The 21689-nt window shown below is 59.5% G+C and carries 19 protein-coding genes; 7 read left to right on the forward strand and 12 right to left on the reverse strand.

All coding sequences use genetic code 11. The annotated features are described in order from the left end of the window. Positions 1-65 precede the first annotated feature (65 nt). The 5 genes from Q1W26_RS11425 to Q1W26_RS11445 all read left to right on the forward strand — a co-directional run bounded on the left by Q1W26_RS11425 (position 66) and on the right by Q1W26_RS11445 (position 5769). Entirely contained in the window at positions 66-431 is a 366-nt protein-coding gene (locus tag Q1W26_RS11425; RefSeq protein WP_300439981.1) for a hypothetical protein, read from the forward strand. 320 nt (positions 432-751) lie between these two features. After that, positions 752-2356, forward strand: a complete 1605-nt coding sequence (locus Q1W26_RS11430; RefSeq protein WP_300439984.1) for a hypothetical protein — start codon at positions 752-754, stop codon at positions 2354-2356. Next, positions 2320-2940 carry a hypothetical protein gene (locus tag Q1W26_RS11435; RefSeq protein WP_300439986.1) on the forward strand — a complete coding sequence of 207 codons (621 nt, stop codon included), beginning with the start codon at positions 2320-2322 and terminating at the stop codon, positions 2938-2940. Before Q1W26_RS11430 ends, Q1W26_RS11435 begins: the two co-directional genes overlap by 37 nt. Then, positions 2937-4916, forward strand: a complete 1980-nt coding sequence (locus Q1W26_RS11440; RefSeq protein ID WP_300439988.1) for a hypothetical protein — start codon at positions 2937-2939, stop codon at positions 4914-4916. The genes Q1W26_RS11435 and Q1W26_RS11440 overlap by 4 nt, the downstream gene beginning before the upstream one ends. A 19-nt stretch (positions 4917-4935) precedes the next feature. Then, on the forward strand, positions 4936-5769 hold the full coding sequence (locus Q1W26_RS11445; protein ID WP_300439990.1) for a hypothetical protein: 834 nt from the start codon (positions 4936-4938) through the stop codon (positions 5767-5769). Positions 5770-6019: 250 nt separating this feature from the next. Here Q1W26_RS11445 and Q1W26_RS11450 read toward each other — a convergent pair whose 3' ends face one another. Continuing rightward, positions 6020-7111, reverse strand: a complete 1092-nt coding sequence (locus Q1W26_RS11450) for an IS5 family transposase (protein ID WP_300439993.1) — start codon at positions 7109-7111, stop codon at positions 6020-6022. 256 nt (positions 7112-7367) lie between these two features. Here Q1W26_RS11450 and Q1W26_RS11455 point away from each other — a divergent pair, with 256 nt between their 5' ends. Beyond that, on the forward strand, positions 7368-8486 hold the full coding sequence (locus tag Q1W26_RS11455; RefSeq protein WP_300439996.1) for a tyrosine-type recombinase/integrase: 1119 nt from the start codon (positions 7368-7370) through the stop codon (positions 8484-8486). A gap of 254 nt (positions 8487-8740) precedes the next feature. Here the strand turns inward: Q1W26_RS11455 and Q1W26_RS11460 are convergent, their stop codons facing one another. From Q1W26_RS11460 to Q1W26_RS11470, 3 genes are read right to left on the reverse strand one after another with little or no spacing between them, the layout of a single operon-like run. Further along, on the reverse strand, positions 8741-9730 hold the full coding sequence (locus Q1W26_RS11460) for a Gfo/Idh/MocA family oxidoreductase (protein WP_300439999.1): 990 nt from the start codon (positions 9728-9730) through the stop codon (positions 8741-8743). Further along, entirely contained in the window at positions 9730-10491 is a 762-nt protein-coding gene (locus Q1W26_RS11465) for an SDR family oxidoreductase (protein WP_300440002.1), read from the reverse strand. The genes Q1W26_RS11460 and Q1W26_RS11465 overlap by 1 nt, the downstream gene beginning before the upstream one ends. Then, positions 10488-11630 (reverse strand): hypothetical protein, encoded by a 1143-nt coding sequence (locus Q1W26_RS11470; protein WP_300440005.1) that lies wholly within the window; start codon positions 11628-11630, stop codon positions 10488-10490. The genes Q1W26_RS11465 and Q1W26_RS11470 overlap by 4 nt, the downstream gene beginning before the upstream one ends. A 178-nt stretch (positions 11631-11808) precedes the next feature. Here Q1W26_RS11470 and Q1W26_RS11475 point away from each other — a divergent pair, with 178 nt between their 5' ends. Further along, on the forward strand, positions 11809-12162 hold the full coding sequence (locus Q1W26_RS11475; RefSeq protein ID WP_300440007.1) for a DUF1874 domain-containing protein: 354 nt from the start codon (positions 11809-11811) through the stop codon (positions 12160-12162). Between the two features lie 47 nt (positions 12163-12209). Here the strand turns inward: Q1W26_RS11475 and csx16 are convergent, their stop codons facing one another. The 8 genes from csx16 to cas6 form a co-directional block, all read right to left on the reverse strand. Further along, the gene (csx16, locus tag Q1W26_RS11480; RefSeq protein ID WP_300440010.1) at positions 12210-13808 is read right to left on the reverse strand and encodes a CRISPR-associated protein Csx16; all 1599 of its coding nucleotides are present in this window, start codon (positions 13806-13808) and stop codon (positions 12210-12212) included. Between the two features lie 121 nt (positions 13809-13929). After that, positions 13930-14982: a type III-B CRISPR module RAMP protein Cmr6 gene (gene cmr6, locus Q1W26_RS11485; RefSeq protein WP_300440012.1), complete on the reverse strand. Its 1053-nt coding sequence runs from the start codon at positions 14980-14982 to the stop codon at positions 13930-13932. Next, positions 14979-15347, reverse strand: coding sequence for a type III-B CRISPR module-associated protein Cmr5 (gene cmr5 / locus Q1W26_RS11490; protein WP_300440015.1), 369 nt, complete (start codon positions 15345-15347; stop codon positions 14979-14981). The genes cmr6 and cmr5 overlap by 4 nt, the downstream gene beginning before the upstream one ends. An 11-nt stretch (positions 15348-15358) precedes the next feature. Further along, entirely contained in the window at positions 15359-16219 is an 861-nt protein-coding gene (gene cmr4, locus Q1W26_RS11495; RefSeq protein WP_300440017.1) for a type III-B CRISPR module RAMP protein Cmr4, read from the reverse strand. Between the two features lie 12 nt (positions 16220-16231). After that, complete coding sequence (locus Q1W26_RS11500; RefSeq protein ID WP_300440020.1) at positions 16232-17374, reverse strand: type III-B CRISPR module-associated Cmr3 family protein; 1143 nt, start codon at positions 17372-17374, stop codon at positions 16232-16234. Then, a complete protein-coding gene (cas10, locus tag Q1W26_RS11505; RefSeq protein ID WP_300440023.1) occupies positions 17371-19161 on the reverse strand; it encodes a type III-B CRISPR-associated protein Cas10/Cmr2 in 1791 nt (596 codons plus the stop codon). The genes Q1W26_RS11500 and cas10 overlap by 4 nt, the downstream gene beginning before the upstream one ends. Positions 19162-19176: 15 nt before the next feature. Beyond that, positions 19177-20436, reverse strand: a complete 1260-nt coding sequence (gene cmr1 / locus Q1W26_RS11510) for a type III-B CRISPR module RAMP protein Cmr1 (protein ID WP_300440026.1) — start codon at positions 20434-20436, stop codon at positions 19177-19179. Between the two features lie 3 nt (positions 20437-20439). After that, positions 20440-21303 (reverse strand): CRISPR system precrRNA processing endoribonuclease RAMP protein Cas6, encoded by an 864-nt coding sequence (gene cas6 / locus Q1W26_RS11515; protein WP_300440029.1) that lies wholly within the window; start codon positions 21301-21303, stop codon positions 20440-20442. Between the last annotated feature and the right edge of the window lie 386 nt (positions 21304-21689).

The raw sequence follows: 21689 nt of genomic DNA on the forward strand, positions 1-21689 counted from the left end.
CGAGACTTGGTAGTGCTGCCGTTGAATGGTTTTATTAATCTATATTATTAAACGGATAAAGGTGCATGGCGTTGATTTTTTTGCTGCTCGTGATGCTTGGCGTTTTCTCTGCACTCGGCATTTTGATCACTGTCACGCATGTTGCAAAGGCGATCGGCATTGCTACTTTCTGCATTCTTATTGTTGCGCTTTTCGCTGTTGGCTACATCGGGGTTTTTGTTTCAAGTATCAGCGCTGCAGTTTTTTTTCAATGGTGGGGGAGTGACATTGGGGGATGGGCTTTGCTTGCAGGAGGATGTTTAGGGCTTCTAATAAGTATCGGAATAATTGTTTCGATCGTAGATGAAATAAAGGCTCGGACTCAATTTGTTTCTCATTTTTTTCGCCGCAAATCGCCTTGCGACAAAAGGCTCCATCAAAATATAGACTGAAGAAAGCGCCTGTGCCGATCAAGCCTCCTGCAACAACTTACACCTGCCCTTCCTGTGGGTGGTCAAAAACTGTAACGCCAAGGAGCGATGTGCTCATGCCCGGCGATATTTTATTTGAATGTCCGCGTTGTGGGTGCCAGTTTTTGAATAGTCAGAAGGCGACACTGCTTGCGGAAGTGGTGACGATTCTCAATAGCAAGCTGAAGCGCTAACTGAGCTTGCACCGTTTGAGTTACATGCAAGATAAAGACCGCTCTGATAGATGTCGCCGCCTTAAGATTCGTCGACCATGCTTCCGATGAATAATCAATGAAAAATAGATGAACATGAATCGCGGAAAATATGGAATTGGTATGCAAACTCCGGAAATTCTACTAAAGGATCTGAACGCAGCCTTGCGCGAATTGCGTGGTGCCGCGACGCGCCTGAACGAGGAACGGCTGAACGATGAGTTGCTGCCCGTGATGCGGCGACTCCTGCTGGCCGAGGTTATCGGTAATACCTGGATCATGGCGATTGGTGGCTCGCAAGGCGCCGGGAAGACTACGCTGCTGTCCACGCTGTACCGTCTATCTGGTGAGGATGCACAGTGGCTCAAACCAAACGAAGGCCGCGGCGAGAAGCTGCCTGTGCTGGTGCTGGAGGATGCAACGATCACTAAGGTGCAAGGCGCAGTTCGGCGACTGCAGGATACGGGAAACCACTACCAGTTGATCGAGGACGACGTAAGCATCCCAAAGTTCCAGGAGGCCGTCAGCGCTTCCGATCCAGAAGTACTACTGCCGGTACTGAAGGTGCCCCAGCGCTACTTCAGTCGTCCCAACCAGGCCTGGTTACTGCTGCCTGGCTACGAGCCGCAGGATCGTGAGAACAAGGCCTGGCAGGAATTGATGCGCCAGGCGCTTGTGGCGGCTGCAGGCTGCGTCATTGTGACCGACGAAACCCGGATGGCTAATCAGCAGCAGGTCGATATCGTCAAGGACATGATGTCCAACGAACTGAGCGGCGCGCAAGCGCTGGTGGTGATCAGCAAGACCGAGGCAGCGCGAGCTCAGCCCGACCGACTAGAGGAACTGCGCTCAACTGCGCAACGGGTGTTCGGTATCGCGGAGAAGCATGTGCTCTGCGCTGGAGCGGATGATCCGTCCTATGTCGATGAATGGCTTCCTCTGCTGACGGTCGCGATCGGGGATCTGAGCTTATCGGGAGGCGGCGACCGCAAGGCACAGCTCGCACGACTGGAAGAAGCGCTGGGCCGGGATCTGACCCGGGCACTGAACTTGATTCGCACTAAGTCGCAGTTGTTCTTTTTGCAGCGGGATGGTGGCGAAGATGGGCCACGCGAAGTGCTGAAAGGCTGCACGGAAGCGTTCGAGGAGGCCAGGGATCAGTTGCGCTCCCGTTACCAAGACGAAGTGAAGCGGTTTCTTGACGAGCAGCTCGAATCGGCTTGGGTTGAACTTCAGAAGCACCTTGTCAACAACCACGAAGGCTTTCAGAACATTGTGACCGGGGCCTTCGACACCGTGACGGAAAGCCAGCAGCGCATAGAGAGCGACGTCAGCAGTGCGTGGCGAAGCGGTCGTCCGGTACTGGAGCGCCATGCTGAGGCGGTGTCTCGCTTGACACGGCGAGCATTGGGCGCGCCCGAGGACAAACCGTGCTTGCCTGGAGGATCCATGCTGCAGCAGCTTGGCTATGTCAATGACAAAAACGAGCCTGAGCCGTGGAAGCGACCGGATCAGAACGACCAGAAGAACTTGCAGATCATATTTTCAAGACCAAAGCCGTCAGACGAGCTGAGCGCCGATCGGGTAACAAAGGACTTCAAGCGCACGGTCGAGCTGCTGCCTGCCTTGGCCATGGAATATGTGCGTGCGGCCAGTCGATGCCTGCGCTGGTCGGTGTGCATCCCGATTCATTGACAGAGGCATCAGCCACCGAACGGTCGGATCTGATTAGTCTATCTGTGGACAAGTTGAAAGACGGGGTCACGCTGGGCCAGACCGTGCTGCGCAGCATTGCCACCATACTGGCAATCGATATCGCGAGCGATGGCGAAATCGACGTAATTAACGCCCTGGGAGGTAAGGCCGAAGCAGACACGGCTGCCGAAGGAACGGCGGCTGGCAGTGCTGCAGCAGCGTTAGGCGGCGTGGGTGCCGCGGTCATCGGCGTGGTGGCAGTGGGCTATCTGGCGTATTCCGCGATGCAGGAGGTGCGCCGCCACGACGCCAAGGGGCGTGCGCTTGCACATCAGCTACTGCTGAACATCAAGGATCACCACCAGCGGCATTTCATGCACCACTTCGACAGCCTGATGGATCAGGTTCGGTCACGCCTGGTTCAGCGGTTGCGCGAACGCTATCGCCTGGACGAATTTCTGATGGAGCAGGACCGCTTGGCTAAGGCACTCGCTGACGCGCGCGCGCTTCAGCGCGACCTGCTCGACGAACTGGGACGCTCAGGAAGAACCGTGATGCTGTTCAATGCAGACGTAGAGACATGATGGCGATGAGATCGTCCGCTCGATCGCAATCGACACTCAACGAGCGGTGGGCCGCGCATGAGCAAAACCGCCTCGGCTGGGCTTTCAAGGCCTATGAACGCTTCGTCAAATCACTGAGTCCGGAAATCAGGGAGCGTCTGGCACACAAGAATCACCAGGAGGAGGCCTATGTGGTGGTCTTCGGCAAGACTCAGGTCGGAAAGACCACCCTGCTGATGGACCTGATGGGAGTTTCTCCTGCTGCGATGGAGCGCGTATCCACCGCGCTGCGTGGCGGACGAGCTCATGGACATTCGGCTACCGCCACCACGATGGAATACCGGCGTTCGGAAGACCAGCGCTGGGGCCTTCGGGTACATGAGGTAACCCGCTGGTTCGTCGCCGATAGCGAAATCACTACCGCACTGGGTGATCTGCGTGAGCGGATGGAGCGTGGAGAGTTGCTCGTCGATTCGCCTTGTGTGGTCTCTATCCCAGCCAACTGCTTCGTCACTCAGGCCGACCAAGGACCGGTGATTAAGATGCTCGATTTACCAGGCGACCAGCCTGCGAATCCGGTCGAGCGGGAGCATGTGCACAATATGGCGCGCCGCTATGTGCCGCTTGCCGACCTGATCCTGTTGGTAGGACGTGGAGACGATCTGTCCTTTCTGCAACCTGGCGGACTGACCTTGCCCGGCATCGAGGACTGGCAAAGTGTGCCTGGACGCTTCCGCATCATCACGACCTATTCGTTCACTCCGCAGTCGATCCGTGATTTCGTGCGCCAGAACGGAAAAACAGCCGATCCACAGGTCTATCGACGGCGATTGATTGAGCAGATCGAGAAATTCGCGCCCCTGAGCGACGATGCAAAAACTCCACGTCGCTACTTCCCGCTTGAGTTCGGAAAGTCCTGGATTTCCGCAAAAGCCAGCCAACCCAAGTTGTATTCACTGGTCTCGCCGATGATCGACGAACTCAAGAGTGAATTGCATCGGGACATACAAGACGCCACTACATCGCTGGCCCGACTGAACAGCGCAGTGGAGGCCCGAGTGGTCATCAAAAGGGTCAAGGAAAACAAGCTCAGTGAGATGGAGACGATCGGCAAGTCCTTGCGGAACAGCCTTGAACGAGACCAGAGCGAGCTCGAACAGGTGGAAGCTATCGTTCAACGGATGTCTCCTGAACATAAAGAGATGAGCTGTCGACTAGCGGAGTTGACTTTTGATCGCCTTCAGGACGATCTGAAACAATATCTCAAGCTCTCAGGATCGACACTACCAGGGGATCCTGGTGAAAGGGTCTCCGGCTTCAAGCTCTTGATCTGGCGAATTCGAGCGTCGCTGAAGCAGCGGGTGACGGACAGTCGACCCGATACCGCTGGACTGTCGGAAACCGCATGGTTCTGGCGCGGCGTGAAAGTAAACTTCGAACGGCTGTCAGGCAAGATGGAAGAAGTCCTGGATTCAAGTTTCAACGCCTTCGAGAGCCATATCTCCGATTACACTCTCGACAAATACTGGTTTAAAGGAAGCAGCAGCGACTACCAGGCCGACATCTGTCGGCTAAAAAAATGCATGGAGACCGCTGAGTTCAATATGCTGGAATCCTCAAGAGAATGGTGGCTAGAAGAAGCCAAGCGATACCTCAAGCAATTGCATAGAGAACATAACCAGTCAAAGAACCAGATTCATTTTTGGCACCGGCGCACCCAAGAAATAGATAAGTCTATCAAAGCAGCACAAGACAATATTGATATTCACGAGAAAGGCTGTGAAGCATTCAAGCAACGGATGGAGCTGGATCTGAAAGAAAGCAACCGCTTCAGCGAGATCCTGGACAGTGAGTACCTCCACGAACTCAAAAGTCGGCGCCAAATCATGCATGAGCAGACACAACCCACTCAGACTTTCATCGACTTGCTGGCGGCATTGCAGCTGATCCAGACCCGGCAGAAGCTCATAATGAGAATCGAAACCTGCACCGTTTAACCTCGACTTCCAGAAAGATATGAAATCCGGGCAACAAATTGAACAAATAGAAACAGAACTCCAGGAACTTCTGCAGAGTGTGATGCAGGCTCCCTTAAGTCCGCTCACACACACCCTGCAGAGTCTTCAGAGTCATTTGGATGAAGTCGAAGACTTGGTCAAGGAAATCAAGAACGAAGATTTAATAGCGCTCTCTTTAAACTCACAGGACACCGAGAAACAGATCAAATCTCTTAAGTCAAGCATAGAGGGCACCCCCAGAGACATTCAGGAAGCGCTGCACCCCCTGTTGCAGCAGGAACTGAAATCACTGGAGCAGTCATACCAGGCGAACATCGATCAACTTCAATCAGACCTGAAAACAAGCGCAGTGGAAAACGATCGCCAGCTGCTCCAGAGCCTGGCAGAGAGAATTTCAGCCGTTTCTACGTCAGTCGAGGAACTCCAAGCTGCACTGGCGACACAGTCCCAGCAGGCCTCATCGTTTCTGGACCAGGCTGCACAAACTTTGACAATTCGTATTTCCGAACAGTCGGCTTCGATCTCAAGGCTGCAAGCCACGCTCGAAAAGCAAGCCGAGCAGGCCGCATTAGTATTGGAGAAAGGGACACGAGAGCTGGTGGTAGAGATTTCTGCCTTGGCAGAACAGGTTGCTCAACAACAGACCGTGCTGACAGTGCAGTCAGAACAGATGAGCCGGCTCCAGCAACAACAGTCCTCAGCACAGGTCAAGTTCGCCGAGCAAGCTCAGCGACTCCTGCAGCCTATGCGGCGATGGCTGACTACCGCCGCTGTAGTAGCCGGTTTGGGATTGCTTGGCACAATGGCGTTGGTGGCACATCAGTTTTATTAACTACGAGTGGGCTCGTCCTTGTCTCATCGTGTCAAATTCTGGTGGCTCCCCCGATATATCGGCCCTGATGGCTTTTGGGGGCTTGGTCTGGAGCTAGCAGGCCGATGCAAAACGCCGAGAAACCCCGCCAGCCGTAGCCTTCGCTATTTGATTTCTCATGACTTCATTCCCGGAATTGGTTTCCCATTCCCGTTTTGATGCCCATCGAATGAGCAGGAGAATGGGCTTTCGCCCAATTCCGGGTGCCGCTTCATGCCGCACTCCCCGCGCTCTGCAATTTCGCAATTCGCAGCAGGTTGTACGCCGCCGCCGACAGATAGGCGGCGATCTGGGTTCGGGTTTGGCCGATGAAGCGGGTCTTTCTCATTCCACCCACCGTCTTCAGCCAGCCGAAGATCTCCTCGATCCGCTTGCGTTTTCGCTGGCTGACCTTGTAGCCCGCGGTGCGGGTCGTGCGCCCGTCGAGCCCCGGTGTCTTGCGCCCGTCGATTCGGGCGATATGTGGCTTGATCTTGTGCTCCCGCAGGTGCTGGACGAAGTCCTTCACGTGATAGCCCTTGTCGGCACCCAGGGTCTTCGGGTGTATCTTCCGCCGCCGCGCACGAGTGAGCAGTTGCCGCGCCGCTTGATGCTCGGCCAGGGTGGCGTCGGTGATCAGCAGATCCACGCACAGGCCGCTCCGGTTCTCCATGAGGGCATGGCCGCCGTAGCTGAGTCTGGCCGGCTGGCCGTTGCCCTTGCGCATAAGCTTTGCGTCGGGATCGGTGGTGCTCCGGTGGGTGGCGTTCGAAAGCTTCTCACCCTTGAAATCGACCATTCCGGTGCCGTCCCCGGGCTTGGGCGGTTCTTTATCGTCCTTGCGCTTGAAGCTCTTGAAAGAGGCCCAGGCGTCGATCAAGGTGCCGTCGACGGTGAAGTGATCGGAGGAGAGCAACTTGTCCTTGCGGGTCAGACGCACCACCTCGTCGAAGAAGCGCCGGGCGATGTCGGTTTCCACCAGACGCTCGCGCAGGCGACTGAAGTTCGATTGATCGAGCCCACCCGATTCCAGGTCCAGATCGAGAAACCAGCGGAACAGCAGGTTGTAATCGAGCTGCTCGCAGAACAACCGGTCGGAGCGCACCGAGTAAAAGGCGATCAGCAATTGGGCCTTGAGCAGGCGCTCCGGCGGAATCGAAGGGCGGCCCGTCCTGGCGTAAAGGCCGTCGAGTTCCGCAGAAATGGCCGACAGCGCCGAGTCGGCCAGTTTCTTCACCGGTCGGAGCGGATGATCGGCCGGAATCCGGGATTCGACCGAGAAGTAGTGGAACATCGAGGACTGAGGATCGACTTCGCCGCGCATCGTTGCTGTGCCTGGGGTTCGGGGGTGCGGCTAGGACAGGCGGGTGGCCGAATCGTTCACTGGGTTTTGCATCGGCCTGCTAGGATTCTTGTTCCGGGCTGCTGAGGGCTGCAGCGCAATCCTTATTGGAACACCTTAATCCGGGCTCAGAACCATGGTCCGTCTTGCCATCGTCCACCGAAAGGCACTAAACATTGCTCAAGACGGGGCTGCACTGAAAGGTTCCCCGCTAAGATGTTCAACGGAGATGGTCAGCATGTTTTCTTATTTGCCAGAAAATACGCATGCAATTAAGCGTCAAGAGCCTACTGAACCAGACCAGCACGCGTCTGAAGACCTCTTCGACTCCCTGGACTTCTGGCTCAAGACGCCGCACATCGCTTACACATCCTGGTTAAGTCGGCAAACCTACGCAGCTTCGACCAAGACGGTTTACATCGCCATGTTTACGCGCTTTTGCGAATGGCTGGGCGAGCAGGGTAAACGTCTTGACCGCTGCGAAAAGGATGACCTTTGCCGGTTTCTCGATACCGCCAATCCCAATCTGCCTGAAAGCCGACGCCGCCCTCAAACAGGGCTTCAGCGCCAGCAGTACGTTCGCCAGCTTGAACGAGTCTTCGTGCACCTCAATGCTTTGGGTCTACGAGGACAGAACCCTGGCCGCCAAGCGGCATACGACAAAGTTGGGCAGGGCCAAGATAAGCCGACACGTTTTCTTTCGAGGGAAGAGCGAGACGCCGTAATCCGGACAATTGAACAATCCTTGACGCGCCTGGAGCTTGAAGATCCTGATTTAGTGCCCTGGACGGATTTTCGGGATCTGGCGCTGGTGTCGCTCTTGCTGGGAGCAGGTTTGAAAGTTTCGCATATTGAACGGTTGACGATTAATTGCATAGATATGCATGAGGAGCGAATTGATCTTAGCTTGCCCCGCTACACTCACCGGGCCCGAATCATGGTTTTTGCCATGGCACCACTTCGAGCCTGGTTGTTAATTCAGGCCAAACGGCGCGGGGGAGAAGTGAGTGGGACGCATCCCGTTTTCGAGGGAGATCGGAGTGTCGGCTTTGGGCGAACTGCGAAGAGCTTGTTCATGCACGCCTCGTCCATCCATCGTCGTACCCAACGTTGCCTCGAAGCGGCTGGCGTGACGGGAGATCGGGCCTGTGCCCAGACTCTGCGCAACACCTATGCGGGTTTACTAATCGATGCAGGCGCCAGTGACGAGGAACTCGTCGACTTCATGGGTCTGAAAGCGTCGGTTACGAGCACGCGATTGCGCCAAGCCTATGCGCAGAGCAAATCCCGTCATGAGCCAGTCGTTTCAACCCCGCACACGGCCCATCCAAATCTGAAAACCGATCAGCTGGTCTGAATCATCCCGGGTTGGTAAAGGCTTGAAACCCCCTGCATTGCTCTGCCACCCCTGGAGACCTCGCCGCGTGCAGACATTTGTGAGCATGCGCTTCGATCACGAGAGCATTGCGGTCACTGGCTCGCTCTCCCTGGTCAATTCAATACCAGCGCCAGCACTTCAGCATCAACGACTTCGGGAATCGCTGGGTGCCGGATCAACGTGCTTTAGATATGCCATTTCGGCTCAATTACCCAGTGTGCGGTGACTTGGCTTCAGTAACGTGCTGCGAGACGATAGGCCTCGTCGATCACGCGCATGGCCGGGAGTTGATCCCAGATCAGTTCGTCATGCCAGCGCCCGCTGCGGATATGGGCGGCGAAGCCATCCAGTTGCCCGGCCATGGCTTGGTGCCATTCGCGGTCAGTGGTGGCGACCCGCAGCTCGTCGTGCCAGATGCCTTCGCGGTTCGCCTCCCAGATGCCTTGGCTGGTTTTCAGGATAAGGCGCTCAGACTTTATCGGCTTACCGGTTTTCGGATCGGGCTGTCCGGCCAGCCATGAGTCAAGCATGATCCAGCCTTTTTCGGCGCGTCCGGTCAGCCAGGCGCGTTCGTCGATTTCGTTGTCGCCGATGGGCTGTCCGTTCCGCCACAGCGAGGCTGATACGAGATCGAATGGGCCGAACATAAAATGCAGCAGATCCACAAGGTGGTAGCCGGCGTCGAGCAGTGCGCCGCCACCGGCTTGGTGACGCTTGTCGCGCCACGACTCAACACCGCCTGTGGTAGCCGTGAAGCCCAAGTGCATGTGGGCGTGAACTTCCCTAACTTCGATGCGCTCTGTTTCCAGCGTTTGCTTCAGTAGTCGGTAGCTCGGGTGATGGCGACGCTGAATAGCGGTCTGCACCGGACATCCGGCCGCCCGCGCACGATCGAGCAGAGAAAGGGCTTCGTCGAAGCTTCGGCCAAGCGGCTTTTCCTTCAAGATGGGCAGGCCCAGGGCGAGCAGAGCGTCCCACGCCTCAGTGTAACGGTGGTGCGGCAAGGCCAGCACCAAGCCATCGAGCATGGCCGGGTCAAGGCTTTCTAGGCTCTCCAGTACCTGCATACCGTTGCCGCTTTCAAGCACACGCTGGCGCGTTTCTGGACTGGGGTCTACGCCAGCCACAAAAACAATGTCTTCGCACAGGTCCGCAGCGTTCAGGTGTTCCAATCCCTGCTTGCCCAGACCAATCAAAGCCAGGCGCAATTTTTTCTTGCCCATCAGTGCCCCCACATGCTGCCGGCGGTCATGTCTATGACGCTGCCGGTCAGGTAGCTGCAGTCCTCGCCAAGCAAAAAAGAAAGCATTCGCGCGATTTCATCCGGCGCACACAGCCGCTTCAGAAAGCTGCCGTCGGCAATCGCAGCGCGACGCTCCGCGCTCCAGTCGTGGGTCATACCGGTGAGGGTCGGACCGGGCAGAAGCAGGTTTACGCGGATATTGTCGGGTCCGAGGTTGCGCGCGCAGCTCACGGTAAGGCCGGTCAGGGCCGCCTTGCTCGCGGCATAACTCGGTTTGCGGGCTCCGACAATGCCGACGGGGGAGCCGACGTTGACGATGCTACCTTTGCCATTGGCCTTCATGCGCGGCGCGAGGAGGCGTATGAGGCGCATCGCTGGGGTCACATTGACGGCGAACGATAGGTCCCAATCTTCGTCGCTGAGCCTGTCGATCGTGTCGCCGACGGAAATGCCTGCCATGTTGACGAGGCCGGCAACTGGCGGCAAGGAGGTGAGAGCGCCCGCGACCCGGTCTGGCAGCCCGGAGTCGGCCAGGTCTGCAACGAGCGCGTGGAGGCCCGGGATCTCCTTGCTGAGCGGCTTCAGATTTTCGGCGCGGTCGATGCCCAGCACCTGCCAACCCTGCGCGGCGAGGTGGCGCGAGGTTGCGTAGCCCATGCCTCCTGCAGCGCCTGTCACGACGACGGTACGTTCGGTTTGCATCTGCATGGTGCTTCGCTCCAGAGAGTTCAGTTCGGTCATATAAAAAAGCAGGCTCGCCTGACCATAGTGGCATCGAAGGATTCGACCTCCTCACACAGCCAGGCAAAGCCGTTTTCGGCTGGCAGCGCAAGGCTGGCCCAAGTCCGGTCGAGGATCGATTCACCCGGAGGAGCAGGCAGCGCCTCCAGTGCCAACAGTTGGCATACGGCGGGAGGCGGGGCCACGGGGAGCCCATCGAGCGTGGCGAGCAGGCGGTCGACCCAGGCCCTTTCGCAGGGCAGAGCCTGGCCCGGGAGGTCCAGCACGCCGAGCGCAGAATGCAGACACTTGCGCGCAGCGCCGGTATTGCCCAGACGCTGCTCGCGCATGGCCCGGCCGACATGCAGGAAACCTGCAGCAACGGGCGTCAGGCGAGTTGGCAGGTAATCGCACAAGGTCAGCAGCACGTCCGGTGCGCTTTGTCGTCGGTCGTCAAGGAGCAAAAACTGAAGCCGAGCCAGGGCGTGCCAGACGCTATCCGCGTCTTTGGCATCGTGCGCCATGTGCAGGCTCGTCATCAGGAGCGATTCGGCGCGCAGCGCAGCGCCACTGCGCATCAGGGTACTGGCCAGGTAGTTCAATTGCCGTGGCTGTTGGCCACTGCCCGGCGGGAGCAGATGGTAGGCGGTGCTCATGCACGCGTGTGCCGCCTGGGGCTGTGCGGCCCGCAACATCAGCTCGCCGAGCGCGCCATAGGCCTGCACCAGGCCGAACAGGCGTTGCTCGTCACGGCTTTGCTGCAGTGAATGCAGCAGCCAGCAGCGGGCGTCCTGCCAGTGTCCGCTGCGCGTATAGACCTTGCCCAGGCCCAGCGCAATGTCGGCCGCGAGGGCTGCTTCGTCGGGCGCCTCTCCGAGGGTAGCCCAGGCTCGCGTGAAAGATGCAGCGGCTGCTGGGTAGTCACCTCGATAATAGTCAAGCCAGCCCTGCCAAGGCAGGCGCAGAGCTTCAGGCGCCTGGGCCAGGTGAGCGGGTTGGTCAGACAGCCTAAGTTCGGCCGACAGCCAAGCGGCCAGTTCTGGGTCGTCGCTGCCGTGCTCCGCGACCCAGCGTCTGGAATAGCTTTGTTCGCCATGAACGAGGCGCTGGAGGTGGCGATCCTGGCGGACAAGCGTGGCCCTGATTGTTGAAGTATCCATCCTGGTTTCCTGCGAGGCTTTCATCGATTTAGTCGGTGCGGTTCCCCATGCCTCGGATACTGCAGTGTGCCAGTCCCGCCCAGAAGGGGCGGCCTTGCAAGCTTGCGAGGGAATTGGGTGCAGGCTAGTTTGGACATTATGCACAACCAACTCATGCGACCAATCGAAAGAACTTTCCATGCAACATGCTTCATCCAGCGCCCTGGCCTCGCCGATCTGGCTGTTGAACGCACCCATCATCACGGCTGACGGGCTGTTCCGCAGCCGCACGATTCCACTTCTGGAGGCGCAGCAACGCGTTCATGAGCACGGCTTCGAGAGCGCCATAGGGCATGCGCCGACCGCGGCCATCCTCTCTGAACTGCTAGGTATCGAGTGCCCAATGTGCAGGATCGAATTCGAGCAGGCGCCGGGCCAGCTTGCTCTCGTCTTCCGGCTTGCGCGGCGCATGGAAGAAGGCCGGGTGCTGCAAAGTCGGGCCGAAATCGAGGCGGTGGGTTTCTCCTTCCTGCTGCTCGTCCGTGAGTCATGAACGTCTGGCTCTGACGGGCGGCGGCGTGAATGCTCTGGCATATGCGTTCAATGCCCCATCCAGTCGAGAATCTCGCGCTTCAGGCCGTTCATGCGGACGGCTTCGAGTACCTTGACGCCATAGTTGCTGGCGCGGCGGCGAGCATCGTCATCGAGCGGGCGGGCGGACACAAGGAGGGTGCGACCGAACAGTCCGCGGGCATGATTGCCGAGCGCGTCGAGCTTATTGAGGATGTCCTGCTTGCCACTTGCTCCCCACCAGTTGATGGTCTTGCATTCGGCGATGAGCAGGCGGTTGTTGTGCAGTACCACCAGATCGAGTTCGTTGTCGTCCTTGTCGCTCGCCATGCCGTCCTTGTTCATCTGCACGAAAACCCCACAGCGGCAATCGTCGGCGCCACATGCGCGGGCCACATGCCAGGCCCATTCCTCCAGCCAGCCGCCACTCAGATAGCGCAGCGCGTCCACGCCAGCGAAGAAAACCGCACCGTCTTCGTTGCGCCGCAGCAGACCGGTATCGAACAGGCTGGCGATCAGCGGGGCCAAGGCTGCCGGAAAGGCGAGCGCGGGGCTGGGGGTGAATGGCAGGTGTTGTTCGAGGAGCGCGTTGCGCCTCTCCGTACTGAGCGATCGGGGATTGCCCTGAAAATGAGTCCTCAGGAGCTTGTCCTCCGTCTGCTGGGCACGGCGGTTCAGTTCGCCGATGAAATTGTTCATGATGTTCGTGCCGCTCCCGGCAGCCAGCTGTTCCGAAACGCCGCGTCGAGCATCGGCGTTTTCGCGCCAGCGTTTATCGTCCGAGGTGCAGCGGGTGATGCGGTAGCCCTGGCAATGCAGGTAATCGTCGATGCTGGTCACGAGACTACCAAGCGGCTCGGGGCCGGCAGCGCTGCCATCCATGTGGCGGATGAAGCCGCCGCCCTGGGTGTCGGTATAGAGAATCTCCAGCCCCTGGAACTCCATCAAGAAGGCGCTCGAGAGCGCCTTGGTGCCGCCGGTGGCGTTGAGTGTCAGGGGCTCGCCCGGATGAGTCTGGAGTAGCTTTTCGCGCAACTGGCGGGCAAACAGGCGCGCAGCATGAAAGTCCGCGGCGCATTCGCGCGGCGCTGCATGTGGCGTGACCTGCTCGACGCTGTAACCGTAATTGCCGAGCGAGCGGGCGAGGCGATCCACCCCTCTGCCATCCTGCTGCATCTCCGGCGTACACACCAGTTCGACACGGGCGGGCCGGCGCTTGAGGATGGGCAGTAGGTTGGCCATCTGCTGGTCGGAGACGAGGCACACATGGGCGCCGGTTCCGGATGCAGGAAGCGATGCGGGCGCTCCTTCAGATGAAGTGCCAGGAGCGCCAAAGACGATGAATTCGCGGCAACTGGCGCCAAAGGCGTCCATGTCGTCCGGCGTCAACTCCTGCCCGCGTCGCTCGGTGGGCACTGACATCGCAATATGAAAATAACGCGCCCCCCGCGCACAGATATCCGCTGCCAAGTGAACTGGCAGGGTGCCGATTACAGTGTCACCCACGTTGACCTCGCTGGCCGCGATGCTGTCGACGATGCGTTCTGCGCCCTCTTCGGTTGAGACGATGCCATGCCGGTGTGCCCAGGCGATGGCGCCACGGTGACGGGTGACAAACCAGATGGTCATGAGGTTTTTGCTCGATTGATCAGGGGCGGCAGATGCTGAGGGAAGAGACTATTTCTGAAGATTGGGGCGGCCGGAATTCACGCCTGCAACACCTGAATTCCGGCCAGGGCCGCCCAGTATTTCAGTCTTCGCCCTTGAGCCCCATGAAGAACTTGTAGGCCTTGGCTTTGGCATTGTTGGTCTTCTTGGTTTCTTTGCTCCAGGAGCGGATCAACTCGCCATGTAATTCCAAACCGATTTTGGGCACCAGCACCCATTCCGCTTCGGAATACTCGCTTTTCGTTGCATTGAAGCCTTTGCCGAATTTTTCGGCGAGCTTCTTTTCACTGAGATCACTCAGTTGAAAACGAACTTTGCCGGCTGGGTCGAGGGCCTGTATCAGCACTTCGTTTTGCGCCTTTTTAGCTTTGTCCATGGCCTTCTGATCGACTTCCATGAAGCCGTAGCCCGCGGCCCGCTTGGCGCCGATGCCAGACTCTGTCAGTGCCTTCTGAAGTAACTTGAGGGCCAGATCGGTCCAGGCAGCATCCCCTTCGACGACGAAATGAAACCCACCACCAACGGCGATCTGCACATTCGGGATCGGACTGTCGAAATCCGTCGCTTCGCCCTTTCCGGCGTAGTACTGCTGATGATGGACGGTGACCACATCCCGGACGAAGGGCCTAGGCGCACTGTCCGGAATCCACCAGGCGTCGTGCCATACCAGGCTGCCTGCGCCCGGCACGCGCTTGGCCGCGGCCGCGGTAGTCTCGTCCTCGCCGAAGAGCGCAGCCAGGTATTCGACCGGTACGCCGATCGCCGCAGCATGGGCTCTCACTGCACCCTTGACCGAGGAGCCAGGAATCATCGGCATACCGTAGCTGTGGCTTGTACAGACTCCGGTTTCGATGGCAGAGGCTGTGCTGAGACCAATGAACAGGCGCTGCGGAAGCCGCATGTAGAGGCTGCGAAAACGTGCCGTGTCGGCCGTCAGCTGCTTCCAACGCTCATAGGCCAGTTTGTAGAGGGGCGATGGGGTCTGCTCGCACGCCCTATCGAGATGCCCACCCTTGCAGTCATGCTCGTCCTGACTGAACTCCTTCCAGCCACGGCTGAGCCACAGCCCCACATGGGGAGAGATCGCCTGGCTCACGGCGCCCTGGAGGGTCTTCCTCATCAGTGGCAGATTCATTCTTTTTCCCCGTCGGTGGTCTGGGCTCCTAGAAGACCCTGGGCATAGCGCTTGAACCAGCCAGCCGCCTCGAGCGTGCGGCGCGTCAGGTGCTGGTAGTCACTCAGATCGCTGGAAATGATTTTTGAGTGAAAAGCCGCACCATCTTTTTCGCCAAGCACATCGGCGATCTCATCAAGGTAGCGCAAGTGCTCATCTTTCTTTTTGGCGAGCACAAAGCCTGTGGCCTGGGCCAGCCCCGACTGCAGGACCATAACCGGGAAATTCAGCGCCAGCGCGCCATACTTCTTGGCTACGGAACTGTCCTTGACCGCTACGACCTTGGCGTAAGCCGCTTTTGCATAGCCTTGGGAACGTGTCTGCATACGATCTCTCCTCAGGCGACGAGGAAGCGGCACAGGCCGCGGCCGACGGTGTGCTTACCGCCAATCTGCAGAGCCAGTTCCTTCTGCGGCAACAGGGCCGCGAGGTCGGCCGCGGTGGTTTCGTCGTCCTTGTTGCGGGAGCGGGAGACGCCCATCACGCCCCACAACACCGCTTCGGCGGGTAAATTTTCCTCGTACCACAGCGCGCCGTTCGCCACCGTGCGGGTGGCTTCGTCGATCCGGATTCGCGCACGGATCTCGGTAGCCGTATCGGCGAGGAAGGAGAACACCTGGTCGGGCAGGATCGCGAAGTGTTGCCTGAATTCCTTCTGCCATTCCGGCTGATCCGGATAGAGGCCAACCGCGATGCATTCGGACCAAGCGGTGATCGCGGCATCGTTGGAGACAGCGTTGAGGTCAAGATCTTCGAGCAGCACCTTGTTTCCGCTGACGAGCAAGCTACCGCCGGTCACGGCTACCTGGTCTTTATTCAGCGTCGGTACGGTCGCCGTGAGGCCCAGATCGCGGGCGTAGCGCTTGAGGATGAAGGGGCAGGTCGCAAAGGCCACCACGCCGTTGAAGGAGCGAATCGGCAGGATCAGCAGATGCGCGTCACCTACGGCGAGGGCGCCCGCATGAATGTCGCCGTCGAGTGCAGATTCCGGCCCAAAGAGGGTCTTGATACGGCGCATATCAACCCCCGGCAATTGGGCGAATTCGTCGCGCAGAACGCCTTTGAGCGCGGAGCCTGGCACCAGAGGCAGGTTTGTCGCGCGGGCGCGGGCGATGGGCAGGTCGACGACACCAACGCTCTGGCCCGTACCGACATGCAGCGCGGAGAGTGCGTGCAGATGGAATATTTTTTGTTGCATGACAAATCCTTTTTATTGATGTGCGGGCGGGAGCCAGGCGGCGGGCAGTGCAAGACCGAAGCCGTCATGTCGGTCCTGCGTATGATCGGAAACAGGGCGAAGCCACAGCTGGTCGAGGAAGCCGGAAGGCGGATCACCAAGCAGCTCAAACCAGTACACGGCGCCCGGAGCGACAGCCTTGCGCATCGCGCGTGCCTTGTTGGTGGCGAGATCCCAGCCCGAGACCGGCAGCCAACGCTCGATAGCGGCGGCCCTGAGTCGTAGCGACAAACCCGGACAAGCTGGTGGTTCGCCAGACAGCGTCTGTGCGTCTAACCAGCCAGGCAGATGCCCTGCCGAGAAGATGGCTGGTGTGGCCAGCGTCAGGCGCAGGCCTTTGGCGGCGCGGATCTGCGCGTCGAGTTCATGAGGCGGGGCAGGCCAATAGTGCCCCGTGTCCGCCGCGTGAAGGCGCGAGAGGCGGCGTTCGCCACCGAAGGTGGCCAGGGTGCTCGCCAGTTTGACTTCCCCGCGGCCCAGAAACACGAGGTCGTGCGACTCCCAGCCCTGTTTGTCCTGACATGCGGTCAGTTCAATACCTCCGGTCTGGAACAGACGTCCGTCGTCAGCCGCGTAAGTCTTGCGATCAAGCGCCACATGAGTGCGATCTTCCGTTGCCAGGGAGGCCAGACCTTCAACCTTGAGTTGATGGAAATCCAGTTCGGCTCCGGCACTCCATTCGATTACGCGCTCAAGCGGCCAGAACTGCGGGCCCACTACGGGCTTGCCATCAAGTGAGCGGGTCATTTGCACCGGCATAAGCGCTTCAGGCAGATCACAACCGGCGCCCGACGGCAAGCGAGCCGGTGCGAGACGGATCACACAGGTATCAGCACCGTCCTTCAGATACAAGGCATCGTTCGGTTTGGGCAGTAGCGGCACGGTTCTGCCATCCGCTTCGCGCCTCGCCAGCAGAGGGCCGGCCACGGCGATCTGACGCAACGCATCGGAGAAGCCCTCCTTGTGCTGGTCCGCATAGAGGGTTCGGACCAGACCGGCCAGGCTGGAAGGGAGGGGGAAGGCCGCGCCGTCGGCGCCGGCTTGCGAACCGAACGGTTTGCCGGAGCGGAACACCAGCGGAGCGAGGGCTTCGATCAGATAGTCGTGGGGCATCATTCGTCTCCGATGTCGCGTGCTGTATGGGCGGCAAGCCAGCGTGCAACGATCAGTTCATCAGCCAGCGTGGCGAGGCCGATCTCCCGGTTTCGGGACTGGAGCCTGGTCTTCATTTTCTCATCCAGTGGTTTGCCGGTTTCCGTGCGGGTACGCTCCAGCAGGCGCGCGAACTCGGCGTGTTGAATGCCGGGTTCGGGCTTGATTTTTTCGGGCTCGTCGTCGAGCAGCGCGAACGCGGTGCGCTGCTGAACCTGGCGGGCATCGTAGGCTAGGCGGCTGGGCAACTGGCGCGCGCCCTGCTGATAGCAGGTCTGCCAGAAGACAAAGTCTCTCAGCGCCTCATCATCATCCCAGCGCATGCGTAACGTGATGACTCCGCCGGAGCGCACACGCAAGGCAATCCCGAGAGCGTTGCGTTTTTTGTCGTCCGGGCAATCGTCGCCCTTGGCTATTTTTTCAGCCTGACCTGCCAGGGTGCGCAAATTGCCAAGCGGCTCCATGATGTGTCCGATGGCCAGACCGACGCTTAACGTGGGCAGGTTCGTTGCGCCCAGCGCCTCGGCGACGGGCTGCAGAAAGTCGGCAAAATCTTTCTGCAAGGCACTCGCGCATTCGTAAGCGGATTGCAGCGGCACGAAAGCCAGTACATCGTCGCCCCCGGCGTAGATGGCGTGGCCGGAAAACTCTTTGACACGGCCGCGCACACTTCCCGCAAAGTCCGACAGGGCCCGGGTGATGCGGATGTGATGTTCGCGATCGTGCACTTCACCGAGGAGGGCACCCATCTTGTCGCCATCAGCGAGCAGGATCACGCCATAGGGGCAGGGCTCGCCGCAGCGATGCCAGACGCCCTTGAGCACGTTCCGCAGGGCCTGCAGAGCTTCGGCCTCGCCGTTGTCGGCATCGCGCAGCGCCGTATCGAGCCGCGAGCGGTAGAGCAGTTGCGCGTCGAACGGGAAGGCTTTGAAGCAGTCCCCGTTGCCGGCAACACGGGTCGCCAGACCGGCGCCGACCAGTGGCTCATAAGCGTCAATGAGCGCCTGACGGTCCACTTCGGACAGGGCTTCGATCCATGCATGGGCGGCGAGGCGGGTGTAGGGCGTGAACTGGTCGATGTTGCCGCCCATACGTTTGGCGATACCTGCGCAGTCGAGTTGTTCGCCACCGCTCAGGCCTAGCTTGCGGCGCAGGGTCTGACCCGGTGAGTCCTTGGCAAGCACGGTTTCACGGGCTCCGTCGAGGGAAGATTTCGGCAGGCTGAAGAAGGGGTTTTCATTTGCACTGCGCGCCGAAGGCTGGAAATCCCGCGTCGCCTTGCGGGCAGCGAGCGCAGCCGAGGCCCGCTTGACAGCCGTGTCGTAGCCCGCTTCGCCTATACACGCCCAGGCCGCATAAGTTTCGACATAATCGCTGACTTGTGCCTGCCAGATGTCGTCGCGCAGGGCGCCTGGATCCTTTAGCTCCTTGCGGGCGCATTCTGCGATTTCTCGGAATCGATTGCGCGCCGCCTGCTTGGCTGTTTCCATCAGTGCCCGGACGGCAGCCTCGTCCTCCTTTTCAAGGACGGCCTGAACCTTGTTGCCGACCGAAAATTCGCTGCCGGGTGAAAGATCGCTGCCCGGCGCCGGGAAGATCAGTAGCGCGCCGCCATCCTGCAGCGCTTTGGCCGCGGCCTTCGAGATTTCCGACAAAAGCCACGAGCCGCTCCACAGATCGCGGCTACGCCGCGCAGCGCTGATGAAGCTCTGGACAGGGCCCAAGGCAAGCAAGAGAAGATGGTCACTCATTGAAACAACTCCTGCCTATTTAGCGAAATATTTGAGAAATGCCGACAAGGCATCCTGGCCATGCGGTGCCATCGGCTCAACCTGCGCAGCCTGTTCCGGTCGCCACCATTGCTGCGGCGCGGCAATGGTGCGATCCGGCATGACGAGGCGCATTTTCTTCACGTGCTCGTGGGGCAGCAGCAGGGCGGCCGGAAACCACTTGCCGTTTTTGAAATACGGGCGCAGCAGAAGCGGGCTCCCTAGGCGATCAAACCCCTCCGGCCCCAGCGTAAAGTTTTGGGGATCACCGGCCTTCTTGTCCTCGTCCTTGAACTGGAAAATGATCGGCAAACCGAAGGCCGCGCGGGGATAGGCTTGTCCGGCCTGATGTTCCGGCGCGTGCAGTGGGGCATGCGTGTTGGTCGCACGCCGGATGGCATCGGGTTCTGGCCACCGGCTTCTGCCCGGACGGCCGCTTTTGGTGCCTGTGTTGCGAGCAAAGCCGGGCTTTTGCCGGAAATCCTTCAGCTTGTTGATCGAAGCCTCCCAGGCTGCACTTGCGTTGTCCTTCGAGGAATTGGTGACCACCAGCCGGCAGCCGGCAACTTCAGCTTCGTCGGCACTGACGCACTCGAGATTCTGTATCTGGAAGGCACCAAGGCCGCGACGGGACCTGGCACCCACGCCACCGAACGACGCCCACCAGCGCAGGGCCTCATGCACCCGCCCGTCCAGATCCTCGCGCAGTGTCGCGTCCGCTTTGTCCGGGTAATGGAGGCCCAAGTGCAGGGTCCACGTCAAGCCGGGTATGGCCAGACCATGCGGGTTCTCCGAGCCCGGACCGGGCCGCTTGCCCTGGGCAGGGAACAGGGCATAGGGCGCATTGGCCCACTGTGCAGGCTTCGGAATGGACTTCCAGCCGCCACGGTCGCTTTTTTCATATTCGGCCCAGGGTTCGACTACAAGATTTGCAATCGTATCGATCCGCACCCAGACATTGCTGGCCTGCGGCGTATCACCCAGACCGCCCCAGAGTGCGAACTCCCGCTGCCGGATTTCGTCCGGTTTGAGTCTGTATTTGTGCTTCGCGAGGAGGCGCCACCAGAAGCGCAGATGACCGCGGATTGCGCTGGCACGGATCGGCATGTAGGCATCGACTTCTCCGGCCTTGACCCCACCACCGTAGAGCGGTGTCACGAGGGTGCAGGAGTAGTCCTGCCAGCGGATATCCGTGGCTGCCCCGGTCAGTTGCAGTTTGCCGGGGTCCAGATCGACGGGCGGTTTTCTGAGTGCCATTTCTCAATCCTCAAAGGAAAAGTGGGTATCGATGCGGCCAAAGCCGAAAGCAGTCTTGGCGCCCAGCTGGAGAACTTTTCCGAGGGCCAGGAGGCCCGTGAAGGGGGCCACATCGCCGCGGTAGATCAGGTGCCCGGTCATGCCTTCGAGCACCATGGTTTGCCCGCTGCGTGACGACTGGCGTTTGACCTGCACCCACTCAAGCTCGCTGTGCATGAGGCGCACGTCGGCGGCAAGACGGAGCTGCGTTTCGGTGAGAGGGCGGGCAAGCGGGGAGGCTTCCCCGGCGGCTTCGCACAACTGGGCGATCCGTTTATGGAGACGGCGCACAAGCTGACTGAATTCGAAGGCGCCACAGCAGGCGACCTTGCCGTCCTTAACGCACAAGGGCGTCCGAAGATCGATACGGATGAGGTTGGCATTGCCGGACGACTGCTCCAGCCACAGCTCAGGGCCGGCAGCGACAGGCCAGGCCGCCAAGCCCGACGCTGCATCCAAGAAGGGGGAACTGCCGCTGCCGGCGACCCGGGCGTCGAGCAGGCGGTAGTGTCCGCGGTGTTCGCCGAGCCCCATTTCGCCCAGCCGGGCCACCGCCTGTGTGCAGGCAACGGCATGCTCGGTGGCGGCGCCAAACAGGGTCAGACCAAGCTCGAAGGGCTCGCCGGGATTCACCGCAGCAAGTGGCGACTGCAGGGCATAGAGCCGGCCAAGACGCGCATGCTCGGCAAAGAGCAGGTCGAATACGCCCGGAAAATGATTCTTCAATGCCAGGCCAAAGCCGCTCCTCCACAGTGGCCCGGAAAAGAAATCCAGGGCCAGTGTTTCGGACTTCAGCCTGAGACGCAGGGGCAGCAGACGGAGATGCATACCATTCACCTGGACATTGGCATGCTCTGAAACTGAATCCTTCAAGTGCATTCTTTCATTTTACAAAGGTCTGGTCGGGCGGAATGCACGGGCACGTCGCGCAGACCCGCGGGAGGGTTTGGATAATGCCAAAATTGTGAAGCCCCGGTTAGCACTTCAGCGTGTTTATGTTCGGCGCGTAAGCGGTTGCCCTGGGGGGGCTCACAACGGTTTCCAGTAAATCGAACAGGGTGATCTTCTGGGTTAAGCGTGATTCGATGGCTTTATTGTGCATGGCCGGCCCGGGATGAGCTCGTGTGGCAAGCTTGCGCTGCGGCCTGCTTTCCGATGTCGCTGCATTTGCAGTGGCGCAGTGGATCGGAAGGTCGTAGGGCGTGGCTTATTCA

Origin of the sequence: Zoogloea sp., from assembly GCF_030157465.1 — a bacterium.
Classification (GTDB): Bacteria; Pseudomonadota; Gammaproteobacteria; order Burkholderiales; family Rhodocyclaceae; genus Zoogloea.

Coding starts and splice junctions, on each gene's coding strand:
- Q1W26_RS11425 (WP_300439981.1), top strand. CDS start 66: ATGGCGTTGATTTTTTTGCTGCTCGTGATGCTTGGCGTTTTCTCTGCA.
- Q1W26_RS11430 (WP_300439984.1), top strand. CDS start 752: ATGAACATGAATCGCGGAAAATATGGAATTGGTATGCAAACTCCGGAA.
- Q1W26_RS11435 (WP_300439986.1), top strand. CDS start 2,320: ATGCCTGCGCTGGTCGGTGTGCATCCCGATTCATTGACAGAGGCATCA.
- Q1W26_RS11440 (WP_300439988.1), top strand. CDS start 2,937: ATGATGGCGATGAGATCGTCCGCTCGATCGCAATCGACACTCAACGAG.
- Q1W26_RS11445 (WP_300439990.1), top strand. CDS start 4,936: ATGAAATCCGGGCAACAAATTGAACAAATAGAAACAGAACTCCAGGAA.
- Q1W26_RS11450 (WP_300439993.1), bottom strand. CDS start 7,111: ATGCGCGGCGAAGTCGATCCTCAGTCCTCGATGTTCCACTACTTCTCG.
- Q1W26_RS11455 (WP_300439996.1), top strand. CDS start 7,368: ATGTTTTCTTATTTGCCAGAAAATACGCATGCAATTAAGCGTCAAGAG.
- Q1W26_RS11460 (WP_300439999.1), bottom strand. CDS start 9,730: ATGGGCAAGAAAAAATTGCGCCTGGCTTTGATTGGTCTGGGCAAGCAG.
- Q1W26_RS11465 (WP_300440002.1), bottom strand. CDS start 10,491: ATGACCGAACTGAACTCTCTGGAGCGAAGCACCATGCAGATGCAAACC.
- Q1W26_RS11470 (WP_300440005.1), bottom strand. CDS start 11,630: ATGGATACTTCAACAATCAGGGCCACGCTTGTCCGCCAGGATCGCCAC.
- Q1W26_RS11475 (WP_300440007.1), top strand. CDS start 11,809: ATGCAACATGCTTCATCCAGCGCCCTGGCCTCGCCGATCTGGCTGTTG.
- csx16 (WP_300440010.1), bottom strand. CDS start 13,808: ATGACCATCTGGTTTGTCACCCGTCACCGTGGCGCCATCGCCTGGGCA.
- cmr6 (WP_300440012.1), bottom strand. CDS start 14,982: ATGAATCTGCCACTGATGAGGAAGACCCTCCAGGGCGCCGTGAGCCAG.
- cmr5 (WP_300440015.1), bottom strand. CDS start 15,347: ATGCAGACACGTTCCCAAGGCTATGCAAAAGCGGCTTACGCCAAGGTC.
- cmr4 (WP_300440017.1), bottom strand. CDS start 16,219: ATGCAACAAAAAATATTCCATCTGCACGCACTCTCCGCGCTGCATGTC.
- Q1W26_RS11500 (WP_300440020.1), bottom strand. CDS start 17,374: ATGATGCCCCACGACTATCTGATCGAAGCCCTCGCTCCGCTGGTGTTC.
- cas10 (WP_300440023.1), bottom strand. CDS start 19,161: ATGAGTGACCATCTTCTCTTGCTTGCCTTGGGCCCTGTCCAGAGCTTC.
- cmr1 (WP_300440026.1), bottom strand. CDS start 20,436: ATGGCACTCAGAAAACCGCCCGTCGATCTGGACCCCGGCAAACTGCAA.
- cas6 (WP_300440029.1), bottom strand. CDS start 21,303: ATGCATCTCCGTCTGCTGCCCCTGCGTCTCAGGCTGAAGTCCGAAACA.